Raw genomic sequence first — 15823 nt, 5'->3', positions numbered from 1 at the left:
CGGTCAGTCTTCCTTGTCTTTCAGTAATTGGCCGGTGGTGGCGTCGAGGTCCAGCTCGCGCACCACGCCTTCGGTGGTCAGCAGCTCGACTTCATAAATGTAAACGTCGTGTTTTTTCTCAAGCTCGGCTTCCAGCAGCTTGGCCCCGGGATAGCGGTCCAGCGCTTGCTGCAAGAGCTGCTCCAGCGGCAGGATCACACCTTGTTGGCGCAGGCGCAGGGCCTCGTCCTGATCCAGGTCGCGGGCCATGACCACCGAGCAAAAAGCCAGGAGCGCCAGCGCCATTCGACTGCTGGCGCGTCGATTCAAACCAAACACCTTCATTATGTATCCTGATGATCCTTGAGAACCTGCCCGTTGACGGCGTCCAATTCCAGGTCCCACTCAAGGCCCTGCGGGTCGCGCAGTTCCACCTGATAGATGTACTTGCCGTACTCTTCTTCGAGCTCTGTTTCGCTGATTTTGGCGCCGGGGTGTTTGGCCAATGCCGTGGCGTTGAGCTTCTCGAAGGGCACAATGGTACCAGCGTCGCGCAATCCAAGGGCTTCGTCGGGGCCGAGGTCGCGTGCGTGAGCGATGCTGGCAGTCATGGTGATGAGGGAGGCGGTGAACAGGGCAGTCAGGATTTTCATGGGTGTCTCCGTATTTTTTTATGTGTTGCTACGAGAGCTACCTTAGTGATTCGAACTTAACTGAAACTGAATTGCCATCACTGGCAATTGCAATGCGACATCACCGGCACACACAAATCCCGGTAGGAGCCAGACATCGAGACCGGTATGACCGCGACCACATCAAACTGGCCGCCAACGGTCGCCTTGGCGAGCGCTTGCTGACCCTTTAGTCAGTGTTTTGCCCAGCGCTCTGGTAAACTCGCCACCTGCCCCCATCGCCGCGGCGATCGCCACCTGACAGAGCTGAACATCACTGTGGAAATCTTCAAAGAATTTACCTTCGAGTCTGCCCACCGCCTGCCCCACGTGCCGGACGGCCACAAGTGCGGTCGCCTGCACGGTCACTCGTTCAAAGTGGCGATTCACCTGAGCGGCGACCTCGATCCGCACACGGGCTGGATCCGCGACTTCTCGGAAATCAAGGCGATCTTCAAGCCGCTCTACGAGCGCCTCGACCACAACTACCTGAACGACATTCCCGGCCTGGAAAACCCGACCAGCGAAGTGCTGGCCAAGTGGATCTGGACTGAATTGAAGCCCCTGCTGCCGGAACTCAGCGCGATTCGTATCCACGAGACCTGCACCAGCGGTTGCATCTATCGCGGTGAATAAACCGCTGTAGGAGCGAGCTTGCTCGCGAAGGCGGCATGTCAGGCGACATCGATGTTGACTGTGCCGCCGCCTTCGCGAGCAAGCTCGCTCCTACAGAGAGGAAATGCGTTTCGTCAGTGAATAGAGAAACAGCCTTCAATGGCTGTTTTTTTATGCCTATGCTTCTTGGCTCGCACATGCCAAGAGGACGCTCCCATGGCTGACTGGCCGCAGGCTCAGACCTATCGCTTCAACGGACACTCCGTTCGCTTCGCCGTACGTGGCGACGGCCCGCCGCTGGTGTTCGTGCATGGCACGCCCTTCTCTTCTTATGTGTGGCACCGGATTGCGCCGCACTTCATCACCACCCACCGCGTGCACTACTTCGATCTGCTGGGTTACGGGCTATCCGCACAGCCGGACGGCGATGTGTCGCTGGGCGTACAAAACCAACTGTTGACGCAATTGTTGGAGCACTGGGGCCTGGAACGGCCAGACGTGGTGGCCCACGATTTCGGCGGTGCCACCGCATTGCGCGCCCATCTGCTCAACGGCAAGGATTACCGCAGCCTGACACTGATCGATCCAGTGGCGCTGTCGCCCTGGGGTTCGCCGTTCGTGCAGCATGTGCGTCAGCATGAAGCGGCGTTTAGTGGACTGCCCGATTACATTCAGCAGGCGATTGTGCCGACCTATATTCGTGGCGCGATCAAGCGCGAAATTCCCGATCACGAATTGGCGCCCTACGTGCGACCCTGGCTCGGAGATCAGGGGCAAGCGGCGTTCTATCGGCAGATCGCGCAGATGGATGAACGTTTTACCCGCGAGATCGAAGGGTTGTACCCGACGGTTCGCTGCCCGGTGCAGATTCTTTGGGGGGAGGACGATCAGTGGATTCCCATCGAGCGCGGACGGGCGTTGCATCAGATGATTGCGGGGTCGCAGTTTCATGCCATTCCCAATGCCGGGCATCTGGTTCAGGAGGATGCGCCGGAGGCGATTGTGGCGGCGCTGTTACGGTTTTTGCCGTTTGCACAGAACGCCTGATCGATGGACCCCCCTCGCCACAAGCTCGCTCCCACATGGGTACATGTGCTCCTTCAGATGCACCGCTTTCGAGCCCTCTGCGGGCCAAATCCGCCTGTTCGTCTATAAATAACAACACCCTCGCGCCATTGGCACGAGCACTGCAACACCCTCCGCGTCTCCATCCAGCAAGGAACGCCACATGACGCAGAACGATCCCGGCAACGATTACCCTCTCAGCGAAGTCCCGATGCATGCCCGCAAGGGACTTGCCTCCACCGCCATGGTGCTACTGGGTTTTACCTTCTTCACCGCGACCATGTTTGCCGGCGGCAAGCTCGGTGTGGCGTTCAGTTTCGGCGAGATGATGGCGGTGATTATCGTCGGCAATCTGCTGCTGGGGATCTACGCCGCGGGGCTGGGCTACATCGCCTTCAAAAGCGGCCTCAATTCAGTGTTGATGGGACGTTTCTGCTTCGGTGAAGTGGGCAGCAAACTCAGCGACCTGATCCTCGGCTTCACCCAGATCGGCTGGTACGCCTGGGGCACGGCGACCGCGGCCGTCGTACTCGGCAAGTATTTCGAACTGAGTGAGGGCACCGTTCTGGGCTTGATGGTGCTGTTCGGCCTGGGCTTCTGCGCCACGGCATACATCGGCTATCGCGGGCTGGAGATTCTGTCGTACATCGCCGTACCCGCGATGATGTTGCTGCTGATGCTGTCGATGTGGGTCGCGACGGTGAAGGTCGGCGGGCTTGAGGGCTTGCTCGCAGTGGTTCCGACAGGAACGCTGGATTGGTCGACCGCGATTACGCTGGTGTTCGGCACGTTCGTCAGCGGGGCGACGCAAGCAACCAACTGGACACGCTTCTCCCGTTCGGCGCGGGTTGCGGTGCTGGCGAGCCTGATCGGCTTCTTCGTCGGCAACGGTCTGATGGTGTTGATCGGTGCCTACGGCGCCATCGTCTATCAGCAACCGGACGTGGTCGAAGTGCTGCTGTTGCAAGGCTTCGCCATGGCGGCGATGGCGATGTTGCTGCTCAACATCTGGAGCACCCAGGACAACACCATCTACAACTTCGCCGTCGCTGGTTGCAACCTGCTACGTACGGGCCGGCGCAAAACCGTGACCCTGGCTGGCGCGGTGATCGGCACGCTGCTGGCGCTACTGGGCATGTATGACATGCTGGTGCCCTATCTGATTCTGCTGGGCACGGTGATTCCGCCGATTGGCGGAGTGATCATGGCCGACTTTTTCTTCCGCTATCGTGGCCGCTACCCCCGCCTGGCCGACACACAGTTGCCCGCGTTCAACTGGCCGGGTCTGAGCGCTTACGCGGTCGGCACAGTCGCCGCCTTCAGCTCGCCGTGGGTCGCGCCGCTGGTAGGGATTGCCGCCGCCGCGCTAACGTATGTGCTATTGACCGGGGTACTGGGTGCCCGTACCGCCGACGCACCACTACAAGATCTCTAAAAGGATTCGCCTGATGCACATCATCAACGCCCGCCTACGCAACCAAGAAGGCCTGCATGAGTTGCACCTGGAAAACGGCCTGATTCATACCATCGCCCGGCAAACCGAAGCTCCGTCCCTGGGGCCTGATGACCTGGACGCCGGTGGCAATCTGGTGGTGCCGCCCTTCGTCGAGCCGCACATTCACCTCGATGCCACCCTGACCGCCGGCGAACCGCGCTGGAACATGAGCGGCACGCTGTTCGAAGGCATCGAGTGCTGGGGCGAGCGCAAGGCGACCATCACTCAGGAAGACACCAAGACCCGCGCCAAGAAGACCATCCAGACCCTCGCCGCCCATGGCATTCAGCATGTGCGCACCCACGTCGACGTCACTGACCCGGAACTGACCGCGCTCAAGGCGATGCTCGAAGTCCGCGAAGAAAGCCGCCACCTGATCGACCTGCAGATCGTCGCGTTTCCTCAGGAGGGCATCGAGTCGTACCGCAACGGCCGGGAGCTGATGGAAGAAGCGATCCGCCTGGGCGCCGATGTAGTCGGGGGCATTCCGCATTTCGAGTACACCCGGGATCAGGGCGTGAGCTCAGTGAAGTTCCTCATGGACCTGGCCGAACGCACAGGTTGTCTGGTGGACGTGCATTGCGACGAAACCGACGACCCGCACTCACGCTTCCTTGAGGTGCTTGCCGAAGAGGCCCGCAGCCGCGACATGGGTTCGCGCGTCACCGCCAGCCACACCACGGCCATGGGCTCTTACGACAACGCCTACTGCGCCAAACTCTTTCGGCTGCTCGGGCATTCGGGGATCAGCTTTGTCTCCTGCCCGACCGAAAGCATTCACCTGCAAGGACGCTTCGATAACTTCCCGAAACGCCGTGGCGTGACCCGGGTGAATGAGTTGCTCGAAGCGGGGATGAATGTGTGCTTCGGCCAGGATTCGATCGTCGATCCGTGGTATCCGCTGGGTAACGGCAACATCTTGAGGGTGCTCGAGGCTGGGTTGCACATCTGCCATATGCTCGGTTATCGCAATCTGCAAAGTGCGCTCGACCTGGTGACCGACAACAGTGCCAAGGCCATGAACCTGGGCGATCGTTATGGGCTGGAACAAGGGCGACCGGCGAATCTGTTGATTCTGTCGGCGGACAGTGATTATGAGGTGATTCGCAGCCAGGGTTTGCCGCTGTATTCGGTTCGCGGGGGCAAGGTGTTGATGAAGCGGCAGATGCCGGTGGTGGAATGGGCGGATCAGCTTTAGAAAGTCGCTGACCAGACGGGCCTCTTCACGGGCAAGCCTCGCTCCTACAGATCTGCGCTAATCCTTGTAGGAGCTTGCCCGCGAAGGGATCTTGAATTCAACCCATCAACCGCGCCGTACCAAACAACCTCACCCGACTCAATTCGCCATCTATTTCTTCCAGCAAAATCGGCGCCGTGCCGCCAGGCATGACCACCTTCACCTCACCCGCCGCCACCCACCCCACTCGCCACGCCGCGCACGCCACCGCACTGGCGCTGGTGCCCGACGACGCGGTCGGCCCTTCGCCGCGCTCGAACACCCGCGCAACGATTCGCCCCTCGGATTCAAGCATCGCCCATTGCAGGTTCACACCCGCCGGACACGGCTGCCCTGCCCCGGTCGGCATGGTATAGGCGATGCAGGTCAATCCTTCGGCCAACGCCGACTCGCGCATCTGCGCGTTACTCGGCAACGCATCGGCGTCTGTCACCAACGTCACGCAATGCGGATTGCCGATACGCACGAACTGGCTGCGGTTCCAGGCAGGATCGAGCGCGGACAATGGCCGTACATGACTGACTTCGCGCCCCTTCAACATCACGGGTTCCACGCCTTGCGCGCCCACCGCTTCAGGCCCGAACGATGGCTGTCCCAGGTCCAGCCAGAACCCTTGCACGCCATCGATTTCAGCGGGTTTCACTGAAGTCTCCACCGGCGAAACCGCATCGCTCTTGTCGTGATGAACCCGGAGCAGACAAGCCTCTTTCGTCGGCATCAGCCCTTGCTCACCAAGGGCCTGGGAAAAAATCGTCAGCCCATTGCCACTGCGCTCGGCCAAGGTGCCATCGGTGTTGACGATTAACAGGTCAAAGGGCGGCGCAGCTTGAAACGGCCCCACCAGCAGACCGTCGCAGCGATGCGCCTTGCTGCCGGGCGGTTGTGTACCGGGAACCCAGCTGCAGAACGCCTCTACGGCCGACGACGCCCAGGCCTCACGGGTTTGCGCGGCATGGCTGGCCAGTTCAGGCAGTTCGATACCACTTCTGCGCACATCGTCCGGCGTCACGACCGCGTAGATATTGCCTCGAGCATCGTACATCCGCGTCATGGCATCTCCTGTATGAGCAATTGATCCGTCGACAATATCGCGAAACAGCGGCTGGCTGTGCAAGGATGTCAGCCTGCCTGACTGCAACCCCATCCGGACGTGATGATCGAACCCAGTGCGATTGTTCACTGTCCCTCGGGGACGCGATGTTTTTTGCCAAGGATCGATATGACCAACCTCAACACCCAAGCCTCATTCGTCCCCGGACGTCTGGAACAGATGTCCACACGCATCGCCTTTTTCATCGCCGGCTTCGGCATCGCGGCCTGGGCGCCACTGGTGCCTTACGCCAAGGCGCGGGCCGGGCTGGATGAAGGAACCCTAGGGCTGTTGCTGCTGTGTCTGGGGGTGGGCTCGATTCTGGCGATGCCCATGGCCGGGATTCTGGCTTCGCGTTTTGGCTGCCGTCGGGTGTTGAGCGGCGGGACCTTGTTGATCTGTGCGGCATTGCCACTGTTGGCAACGGTGTCTTCAATCCCCGCGTTGATCGCGGCGTTGTTCATGTTTGGCGCGGGCCTGGGCACGGTGGATTCGACGGTGAACCTGCAAGCGGTGATCGTCGAACGGGCCAGCGGCAAGACCATGATGTCGGGGTTTCATGGGTTGTTCAGCCTCGGTGGAATCGTCGGCGCGGCGGGTGTCAGTGCCCTGCTCGGCTTGGGGATGTCACCGCTGGGGGCGATGCTGGTGGTGATCGTGCTGCTGGTGGTGGCGTTGCTCAAAGCCGCGCCGCATCTGTTGCCCTATGCCAGCGAAAGCTCCGGCCCGGCATTTGCCGTGCCGCATGGCATCGTGCTGTTTATCGGCGGGATGTGTTTCATCGTGTTTTTGGCCGAAGGCGCGGCGCTCGACTGGAGCGCGGTATTCCTGGCGCAGGAGCGCGGGCTCGACACGGCGTATGCAGGGTTGGGTTACGCGGCGTTTGCGCTGACCATGACCGTCGGGCGCTTGACCGGCGATGCCATTGTCCGGCGCCTCGGTGCGACACGAGTGATAGTGTTTGGTGGATCGACGGCCGCCGCAGGCCTGGCGCTGGCGACGTTCGCACCGAGTTGGGAAGCGGCGCTGGTGGGTTATGCACTGCTAGGGGCAGGCTGTTCGAACATTGTGCCGGTGCTTTATACCGCCGTGGGCAAACAGACCGTCATGCCGGAAAGCATTGCCGTGCCGGCCATTACTACATTGGGCTATGCAGGGATTCTTGCCGGGCCTGCAGTGATCGGCTTTATCGCCCATGGCAGCAGTTTGAGTTTTGCCTTTGGGTTGATGGCGGTGTTGCTGGTAGCCGTGGCGATTGGCGGGAAGGTGTTGAAGGTTTAAAGCGAAAAGATCGCAGCCTGCGGCAGCTCCTACAGGGGAAACGCATATTCCGTGTAGGAGCGGCCGAAGGCTGCGATTTTTTGATCTTCAATCGTTAAAAACCGACGCTGGCCTGCACGAAGAACGTGCGCGGTGCGCCGACGTACCTCCCCGAGTTGTTGTCGCTGGAGCGGGTGAAATACTGCTTGTCGAAAATGTTCTTCACCCCCGCTCCGACTTTCAGGTTCGACAGTTGCGAGCCGAAGTCATAACCGCCACGCACGTTCCAGGTGACGTAACCCGGGATGTCGCCGTACTGACCGTCCGCGCTGCCTTCGGTGATGTAGTTGCCGCTGAAACTGCCATCAGCGTTCACCGCGGTGCCCGGCGAGCGCTGTTTGGACTGGGCAAATGCATCGAGGTTGTAGGTCCAGCGGTTGATGTCGTAACGCAGGCCGGCAGTCGCCACCTGACGTGAGTAGAACGGTAGGTCACGGCCCTTGAAGCCTGGAATCTCGCCTTCATAAACGGCGCGCGTGTAGGTGAAACCGGCATTGGCGGTCAGGCCGTCGAGCCGTGGGTCCAGCGCCGCCATGTCGTAGTGCACCGAGGCTTCAAGGCCTTGGTGTGTGGTGGCGCCGAGGTTGGTCCAGCCCACATCGTTGCTGATGTACTGCAACTCTTTATCGAAGTCGATGTAGAACAGCGTCACTTCCCCGCCCCACACGTCATCGTTGTAGCGCGTGCCGATCTCGTAGGTCTTGGCCTTTTCCGGGTTCAGGCCGTTGGCGGTGTTGTCACCCGAGCCACCCTGACCGAGCTGGAAATATTGCAGGCTGCCGAACGAGGTTTCGTAGTTGGCGAACAGTTTCCAGGCCTCGGACATGTGATACATCACGCTCAGGGTCGGCAGCGGTTCGTTGCTGTCGATGCTGCGGCGTTTTTCCTGCACAGGCTTGCCAGCGGTGTCGAGCACCGGTCGGTCGTGCCATTCGGTACTGATGCTTTCAAAACGGATGCCGGGGGTCACGGTCCAGTTGCCGACGTCGATCTTGTCATCGATGTAAACAGCATGGGCTTCGGTGCCCCCGGTGCGATCCTGGAACACATGACCATCGGAAGTTTTGGTGACCACCGGCTGATTGTTCACCAGCGCCAGACGGCTCGCCTCTTCGTGCATGCCTTCTTTCAAGTAACGATAACCGACGCTGGCTTCCTGAGTGGTCGGGCCCAGATCGAACACATGGGACACACGCGGTTCGATGCCGAAGGTGTAGTAAGTGCGCGGATAGGAACTGAGAGTTTTCTGGTCGCGAGCGGCGATGGTGCTGCCACGGAAGCTGTCGGAATAGTAGGTCAGCACTTCGGCCTGGGTGCGGTCGTCGATCTGCCGAATCCACTTGAAAGACACATCCTTGCGGCGGCCGCTGAAGTTGTCATGGTCACGGTCGGACTGGAACGGATCGGCGTCGTACTGCTTCTGCGTCAGGCCGCCGGGCATGTCGGCGCTGGCGTCGTAGTAATGGAAATTGAGGCTGAAATCGTCCTGATCGGTGGGCGCCCAGTGGGTTTTGAGGATCACGTCGTCGATGTCATTGCTGTTGTTGCTTTTGCGATAACCGTTGCCGTTCACGCCGGAATACAACAGCGCCACGCCCATGCCGTTATCGGCGGTGCCACCGAGAAACGCGGTGTCGATGTGTTTCCAGCCACCGCGCTGGGTGGTTTCCAGGGTGGTGCCGATTTCACCGGTGGCTTTCTCCGGGATCGCGCGGGTGACGAAGTTGATCACGCCACCGACGTTCTGCGGCCCATAACGCACCGAGCCGGCGCCACGCACCACGTCAATGCTGTCGAGGTTGCCGGAAGAAATCGGTGCCATGGACAGCTGCGGTTGCCCATAAGGGGCGAAGGCGGCCGGCACGCCGTCGATCAGCACGGTGGAGCGTGGCGACAGGCGCGAGGTCAGGCCGCGCACGCCGACGTTCAGGGAAATGTCGCTGCCGCCGGTGCCGTTGGCGTCCTGCACTTGCACGCCGGGTACGCGACGCAGCACGTCACCAACGTTCATGGCGCCCTGCTCGACCATGGCTTCACGACGGATCACCGTGCGCGCGCCGGGATGGTTTTGCACCACGGCGGCGTCGGCGTCACCCAGCCAGTCGCCGACCACTTTGATGTCGGTCACGCCCAACTCCAGCGGGCCATTGGCAGCGGAAGTCGGGGCTGGCATCAGGGTCACCGAGCCTTCATCAATCTGATATTCCAGACCGCTGCCTTGCAGCAATTGGCGCAAAGCCTGTTCCGGCGAGAGATTACCGTCGACTGCCGGAGCCTGTTTGCCGGCCACCAGTTCCGGGCTGAAAAAAACCTGCAGCGAGGTTTGCTGACCCAGCTGACTCAAGGCCTGACCTAGCGGCTGCGCCTGAATATGAATGGCATCGGCAGCGAACGCTTGGGGCAGCGCCGAGCTGACCGCCAAGGCGAGAGCGAGGGGCAGCCAGGATGCTTTGTTATTTTTAGCGGTGGTTTTCTTCACGTCGAACATTGTCCTGTGGATCGCTAGAGTGTGCGCCTGTTAATGCAAACCAGTTGCAGTTGGACAAGAAGACGAAGAACTCGAAAAAAACCTGAATCTATCGGGCAATTATTTCCTGACTGCCGTTATCGAGGGTCCGAATGGCTACCGGCAGAATGCTCGGCAAGGCCTTGAGCAATGCGTCGGTGTTGTCGGATTTGAACACGCTGGTCAGGCGCAGATTGCCCACTTTGGCATTGTCGACCGTCAGCGGTTTTTCCCGATAGCGCGACACCTCTTCGGCCACTTCACTGAGGCTGGCGTTGTTGAACACCAGTTTGCCGCTGCGCCATGCGGTCAGTTCTGCAGGATTGACCGCATAAGCGGCAGCGACAAAACCCTGGGCATCGACGCGAGTACCGAGGCCGGCGGTAAGGCTGACGAAATCGGCGCCATTACCTTGAACCTTGACCGTGCCCTGCTCCACCGCGACCCGGGTTTCAGCGCTGTCGCGACGCACATCAAAACGGGTGCCAGTGACCGTGACCTTGCCGCTGCCCGCTTCGACCACGAACGGTCGGCGGCTGTCGTGCTCGACGCTGAACATTGCCTCGCCTTGCATCAATTCGATGCCGCGACGGTGCTTTTCATAGCGAACCTGCACCCGGCTGCGGCTGTTCAGATCTATCACCGAACCGTCCGGCAACGCCACATGGCGACGCTCGCCAAGGGCCGTGGAATATTCAGCCGTGTAGGTCGCCGGCTGGTTCAAGCCACTGAACAACCCCAGGCCGAGCGCCACCGTCAACACACTGGCAGCCACCGCGTAACGCACCAGCGGATGACGTGTGCGGCGTGCCGGCGGGGTTTCGCACAAAGCATGCAAACGCTTGGCCGGCAGCAGATCCGCCGCCGACCACAGGCTCTGGAGCATTTGATATTCGTCGCGATGCTGAGGATGTTCGTCCAGCCAGATTTCGAAGCCTCGCTGCTCTTCGGCGTTGACGGCGGGTTCCTGCAAACGCACAAACCACCGCGCCGCGTCGTCGCGAACCGTTGTTCGCCCGCACGCACAATCACGAGTATCCATCATGGAAAGTCCTGTTTGGCCGGGGATGAGAAGACGCAGCGAATCATGGTTGTAACCCGTCCAGACGATCACGCAAATGCCGCAGGGTGCGGATCATATACTTTTCCACCATGTTCTTGGACAGCCCCAGGCGCTCGGCGATTTCAGCCTGGGTCAGGCCTTCGATCTTCTGCCAGACGAACACCTTGCGACAGTTGACCGGCAGCTCGGTGAGCGCCCGTTCAATGGAATCCGCCAACTGGATCGCGTGCATGAAATGCTCCGGGTCGCCGGACGACGACACACTGTGATCGATCGCCTCCGACTCCATGGCACCCCGCCGATCCTCACGCCGATAACCGTCTACCGCAATATTGCGCGCGGTCTGGTGCAAATACGCCCGAGGTTGCTGCACCGCCGCCGAATCGGACTCAAGCACCCGCACGAAGGTGTCATGGGCCAGGTCCTCGGCCTGCTGACGATTTCTCAGGCGACGGGTCCAGGTGCCGATCAACTCTTCGTAATGCTCGAAAAAACCGGGTCTGCGGGGCAGCTTGGGGGTCATTGCGGTGTGCTGTGGAGAGGAGGCGTGAATAGTAATGCTTCCTATTAACTGGAAGCAATGGATTCCCTCTATCCCCGTGTTGTGGCCCCGTCGGAAGACTGGATGGGATGTTGAATCAGAATCAAAAACCGAGGGCGGGCGCCAAGGCGTTCGATAAAAGAAGTCCGCGAACGTCCTATAACTCAAAGCCAACCTGACGACCGGCAGCCTAAACCCATTGTCAGAAAATATTACCTACGTCATATTACACGCGTAATAAAGCATCGTTTCTCACAGGTACTTCTCTATGACCAGCATGCCCAGTCTTGAACCCGACCTTGCTGTCGCGGTGACCACCCCCAAGTCTCCCCTGCTTAAAAGGTTGCTCTTGCTGACGGCGGCCATCGCGGCCCTGGTGTTCATCGGGCTGTACGCAGCCCATTGGTGGACCGCCGGGCGTTTCATCGAAGAAACCGACGATGCCTACATAGGTGGTGACGTCACGGTGATCGGGCCGAAAATCGCGGGGTATATCGAAGAGGTGCTGGTCACCGACAACCAGAAGGTCAAGGCCGGTGATGTGCTGATCCGCCTCGATGCTCGTGACTATCGCGCCAACCTGGTCAAGGCTGAAGGGGCAGTGGCCGCTGAAGAAGCGCTGCTCGCCAACCTCGACGCCACCGAACAGCTGCAATACGCGGTGATCGGCCAGGCCCGTGCCGGCATTGATGCCGCGGGCGCCGAAACCGCGCGCTCGCGGGACGATAACGCCCGCTACAAACGCCTGGTGAACAGCAATGCCGTCTCGGTGGAAAGCGCGCAACGGGCCGATGCCACCTTCAAGACTGCACAGGCGCAGAGTGCCCGGGCTCAGGCCGAATTGCTGGCCGCGCAACGCCAATTGAATGTGATTGAAACCCAGAAACAGCAGGCGCGCGCCGCGTTGATACAGGCGCGGGCCGAGCGTGATCTGGCGCAGTTGAACGTCGGTTACACCGAGTTGAAAGCCCCGGTCGACGGCGTGATCGGCAATCGTCGGGCACGGGTCGGCGCTTACGCCCAGGCCGGTTCGCAACTGCTGTCGGTGGTGCCGGCCAGCGGGCTGTGGGTCGATGCCAATTTCAAGGAAGATCAACTGTCGCGGATGACGCCGGGCCAGCGCGTGATCGTTCATGCGGACGTGCTCAAGGGACGTGAATTCCACGGTCATCTGCACAGCCTCGCACCGGCCAGTGGTTCGCAATTCAGCGTACTGCCACCGGAAAACGCCACTGGCAACTTCACCAAAATCGTCCAGCGAGTACCGGTGCGAATCCTGCTCGATCCCGCTGACGGCGTACTCGGTCATCTGCGTCCCGGTTTGTCAGTGACGGCTGAAGTGGATACCCGCACCGAGCCCGAAGCTGAATCCCCGGCCGTAGCCAGCGCGCCATGAACCGCGTCCTCGCCGCCCCCGCGCAACCGTTCAATGCCGCCAACATGGCGACGGCGACCAAGGTGTTCGCCTTCGCCACGATGTGCATCGGCATGTTCATTGCGCTGCTGGACATTCAGATCGTCTCGGCGTCACTGCGTGACATCGGCGGCGGGCTCTCGGCCGGCACCGACGAAACCGCCTGGGTGCAGACCAGTTACCTGATCGCCGAAATCATCGTGATTCCGCTGTCCGGCTGGCTGTCCCGGGTGTTCTCGACCCGTTGGCTGTTCTGCGCCTCGGCGGTGGGTTTCACCCTGGCCAGCCTGCTCTGCGGCGCGGCCTGGAACATCCAGAGCATGATCGTCTTCCGCGCCCTGCAAGGATTTCTTGGTGGCTCGATGATCCCGCTCGTATTCACCACCGCATTCTTTTTCTTCACCGGTAAACAACGGGTAATCGCCGCCGCAACCATCGGTGCCGTGGCCTCGCTGGCACCCACATTGGGGCCGGTGATCGGTGGCTGGATCACGGACATTTCGTCCTGGCACTGGCTGTTCTACATCAATCTGGTGCCGGGGATTTTCGTCGCGGTGGCAGTGCCGATGCTGGTGAAAATCGATCAACCGGAACTGTCGCTGCTCAAGGGCGCCGACTACCTGAGCATGCTGTTCATGGCGGTGTTTCTCGGCTGCCTGGAATACACCCTGGAAGAAGGCCCGCGCTGGAACTGGTTCAGCGACAGCACGATTCTGACCACTGCCTGGATCAGCGGCCTGGCCGGATTGGCGTTCATTGGTCGCACCCTGCATGTGGCCAATCCGATCGTCGATCTGCGTGCCTTGAAAGACCGTAACTTCGCCCTCGGCTGCTTCTTTTCATTCGTCACGGGGATCGGCCTGTTCGCGACGATTTACCTGACGCCGCTGTTTCTCGGCCGGGTGCGCGGTTACGGCGCGCTGGACATTGGCCTGGCAGTGTTTTCCACCGGGGTGTTCCAGATCCTGGCGATTCCGCTGTACGCCTTTCTGGCCAACCGCATCGACCTGCGCTGGATCATGATGACCGGCCTTGGATTGTTTGCCCTGTCGATGTGGGATTTCAGCCCGATCACCCACGACTGGGGGGCCAAGGAATTGATGCTGCCACAAGCCTTGCGCGGGATCGCTCAACAACTGGCAGTGCCGCCCGCGGTAACCCTGACCCTCGGCGGGTTGGCACCGGCACGGCTCAAACATGCCTCAGGGTTGTTCAACCTGATGCGCAACCTCGGCGGCGCGATGGGCATCGCCGCCTGCGCGACCATCCTCAATGACCGCACCAACCTGCACTTCACCAGGTTGGCGGAGAACCTCAACAGCACCAACGAAGCGCTGAATCAGTGGCTGTCCCAGGTTGGCAATAATTTTTCCGCCCTCGGCCAGAGCGGCGACATCGGCGTCACCGCCAGCCTGCGTCAGCTATGGCTGCTGACCTACCGCGAAGCGCAGACGCAAACCTACGGCGACGCGTTTCTGATGATCATGGTCTGCTTCATCCTCGCCACAGCGATGGTGCCCTTGATGCGCAGGGTGCAACCACCGGCCGCGCCGAGTGCCGATGGGCATTGAGGCTTGCCCCCGTTGGGTCGCGAAGCGGCAAGCCTGGCTCTCCTACAGCCTCTTGCGTCATTCGCAATACTCACAAACGACACAAAACCCTGTAGGAGCGAGGCTTGCCCGCGAAAAGGCCCGCTCAGGCACCGCAAATTCCCAGGGACTAATCCGTCACTAGGCATCGCCCGAAGGCCGTGCCCTTAACCGCCGCCCAATCACATCCAGCACATCACACCCATCCCTCAGAGGAATGGCACAGAGCAAGGCGAAGTCGCTGAGGATGATCGAGTCGCACTCGACCGAGCCGCGCATGGACATGTTTTCGAGCACCTGAGTGACTGCGCGAATTCGATAGCTGGCGGCGTCATACAAAACATCGAGCGGCGCGTGGGTATCGACGAACAGGGTGGGTATGTCAGTGCAGTTGCTGGTGAGCGCCATGAAGCGGCTTTTGGGGTGGGGCATTGGTTTTTCGTAGGGTGGATCGGGGTGAAGACTTTTCATATTGAAACCTCTGGTAGTAATGGGCGCTACCATCGGCCTTCCTACAGGCTTGGGTGGCAGCTATACGCGGGGTAGGAATATCGAGACCAGAGAACTCGACCACACCGAAGCGTGCCCGCGCACAGCCGCCGCAACTGATCTTACGGACACACGTTGATGGCCGCAATTCAGGTGTCGACGCCAAAGCGTCCTCTCTAGTCTTGAAGGGTTCCTACACCCTGCCACTGAATTTTCAGTGACCACCAGAGACTATCGTTGGAAAACAATTCACACCAGTTCATGGAAACCGCTACGAGTTGAAGGAAACTTCCGACGAGCTTGTCCAGAAATTTCGCCGCCACACCATCAATTTCAACTTACCAAGTGGACTGATCTTCGAGACTGGCTTTTTGAAGGTCGTTTTTCCATACCACGGTTGCTAACCGAAAAATATCTTCAAAAAAAGCCCGTGTATTTTCCATTTCGTCCCACCCATCAGGAAATGAAGAAAAGGCTTCTGGGTCATATGCCAACAGCGACTGAAAATCATATGTTTCGTCCTGAAGAGCCTCCTTCAGACATTTATAAATCAGAAATTTGTGCCGGTACGTCTTTCTTGTAGGCAAACAGTATTTAACTATTATTTTTTCTCTATCAGTCGGATCATTGGGATCAAGTTTTTCCAGTTCTTCCCCTAACGTTTCTTCACGATCATAAATATCAATCCCCGCCAAAAAAAAAGCGGGTGTCGGAAGGTATGGCTGCCCATCATCTGGATCAATAAACAT

Annotated in this window: 15 protein-coding genes; 7 read left to right on the top strand and 8 right to left on the bottom strand. The window is 59.9% G+C overall.

From position 1 onward, the window contains the following. Positions 1 to 3: 3 nt before the first annotated feature. Positions 4 to 324, bottom strand: coding sequence for a PepSY domain-containing protein (locus CKW20_RS11840; protein ID WP_095053070.1), 321 nt, complete (start codon positions 322 to 324; stop codon positions 4 to 6). Beyond that, complete coding sequence (locus CKW20_RS11835; protein WP_095053069.1) at positions 324 to 632, bottom strand: PepSY domain-containing protein; 309 nt, start codon at positions 630 to 632, stop codon at positions 324 to 326. The genes CKW20_RS11840 and CKW20_RS11835 overlap by 1 nt, the downstream gene beginning before the upstream one ends. Positions 633 to 929: 297 nt before the next feature. Between CKW20_RS11835 and queD the strand changes: the two genes are divergently transcribed. The 4 genes from queD (at position 930) to codA (ending at position 5023) form a co-directional block, all read left to right on the top strand. Then, on the top strand, positions 930 to 1286 hold the full coding sequence (gene queD, locus CKW20_RS11830) for a 6-carboxytetrahydropterin synthase QueD (RefSeq protein WP_017736453.1): 357 nt from the start codon (positions 930 to 932) through the stop codon (positions 1284 to 1286). A gap of 195 nt (positions 1287 to 1481) precedes the next feature. Further along, entirely contained in the window at positions 1482 to 2312 is an 831-nt protein-coding gene (locus tag CKW20_RS11825; RefSeq protein WP_095053068.1) for an alpha/beta fold hydrolase, read from the top strand. A gap of 181 nt (positions 2313 to 2493) precedes the next feature. Then, positions 2494 to 3765 carry a cytosine permease gene (codB, locus tag CKW20_RS11820; RefSeq protein ID WP_095053067.1) on the top strand — a complete coding sequence of 424 codons (1272 nt, stop codon included), beginning with the start codon at positions 2494 to 2496 and terminating at the stop codon, positions 3763 to 3765. A 13-nt stretch (positions 3766 to 3778) separates the two neighbouring features. Next, a complete protein-coding gene (gene codA / locus CKW20_RS11815; RefSeq protein WP_095053066.1) occupies positions 3779 to 5023 on the top strand; it encodes a cytosine deaminase in 1245 nt (414 codons plus the stop codon). A 97-nt stretch (positions 5024 to 5120) separates the two neighbouring features. Here the strand turns inward: codA and CKW20_RS11810 are convergent, their stop codons facing one another. Then, positions 5121 to 6113, bottom strand: coding sequence for a diaminopimelate epimerase (locus CKW20_RS11810; RefSeq protein WP_095053065.1), 993 nt, complete (start codon positions 6111 to 6113; stop codon positions 5121 to 5123). Positions 6114 to 6281: 168 nt separating this feature from the next. Between CKW20_RS11810 and CKW20_RS11805 the strand changes: the two genes are divergently transcribed. Next, entirely contained in the window at positions 6282 to 7433 is a 1152-nt protein-coding gene (locus CKW20_RS11805; RefSeq protein WP_095053064.1) for an MFS transporter, read from the top strand. A 94-nt stretch (positions 7434 to 7527) separates the two neighbouring features. Here the strand turns inward: CKW20_RS11805 and CKW20_RS11800 are convergent, their stop codons facing one another. From CKW20_RS11800 to CKW20_RS11790, 3 genes are all read right to left on the bottom strand, one after another. Further along, the gene (locus CKW20_RS11800; RefSeq protein ID WP_095053315.1) at positions 7528 to 9951 is read right to left on the bottom strand and encodes a TonB-dependent receptor; all 2424 of its coding nucleotides are present in this window, start codon (positions 9949 to 9951) and stop codon (positions 7528 to 7530) included. A gap of 97 nt (positions 9952 to 10048) precedes the next feature. After that, positions 10049 to 11023: a FecR family protein gene (locus CKW20_RS11795; protein WP_095053063.1), complete on the bottom strand. Its 975-nt coding sequence runs from the start codon at positions 11021 to 11023 to the stop codon at positions 10049 to 10051. 40 nt (positions 11024 to 11063) lie between these two features. Beyond that, positions 11064 to 11564, bottom strand: a complete 501-nt coding sequence (locus CKW20_RS11790; protein WP_038982346.1) for a sigma-70 family RNA polymerase sigma factor — start codon at positions 11562 to 11564, stop codon at positions 11064 to 11066. A gap of 286 nt (positions 11565 to 11850) precedes the next feature. Here CKW20_RS11790 and CKW20_RS11785 point away from each other — a divergent pair, with 286 nt between their 5' ends. Together CKW20_RS11785 and CKW20_RS11780 are read left to right on the top strand one after the other, a co-directional pair. Beyond that, positions 11851 to 12978, top strand: a complete 1128-nt coding sequence (locus CKW20_RS11785) for an HlyD family secretion protein (protein WP_095053062.1) — start codon at positions 11851 to 11853, stop codon at positions 12976 to 12978. Further along, entirely contained in the window at positions 12975 to 14567 is a 1593-nt protein-coding gene (locus CKW20_RS11780; RefSeq protein ID WP_095053061.1) for a DHA2 family efflux MFS transporter permease subunit, read from the top strand. The genes CKW20_RS11785 and CKW20_RS11780 overlap by 4 nt, the downstream gene beginning before the upstream one ends. Positions 14568 to 14726: 159 nt before the next feature. Here CKW20_RS11780 and CKW20_RS11775 read toward each other — a convergent pair whose 3' ends face one another. Both CKW20_RS11775 and CKW20_RS11770 read right to left on the bottom strand, forming a co-directional pair. Then, entirely contained in the window at positions 14727 to 15056 is a 330-nt protein-coding gene (locus CKW20_RS11775; RefSeq protein ID WP_095053314.1) for a hypothetical protein, read from the bottom strand. 356 nt (positions 15057 to 15412) lie between these two features. Next, a complete protein-coding gene (locus CKW20_RS11770) occupies positions 15413 to 15823 on the bottom strand; it encodes a hypothetical protein (protein ID WP_095053060.1) in 411 nt (136 codons plus the stop codon).

It is taken from the genome of Pseudomonas sp. Irchel s3b2 (assembly GCF_900187445.1).
Lineage (GTDB): Bacteria > Pseudomonadota > Gammaproteobacteria > Pseudomonadales > Pseudomonadaceae > Aquipseudomonas.
Note: the sequence above shows the minus strand (reverse complement) of the source record. Positions and strands in the feature narration are given on the sequence as shown.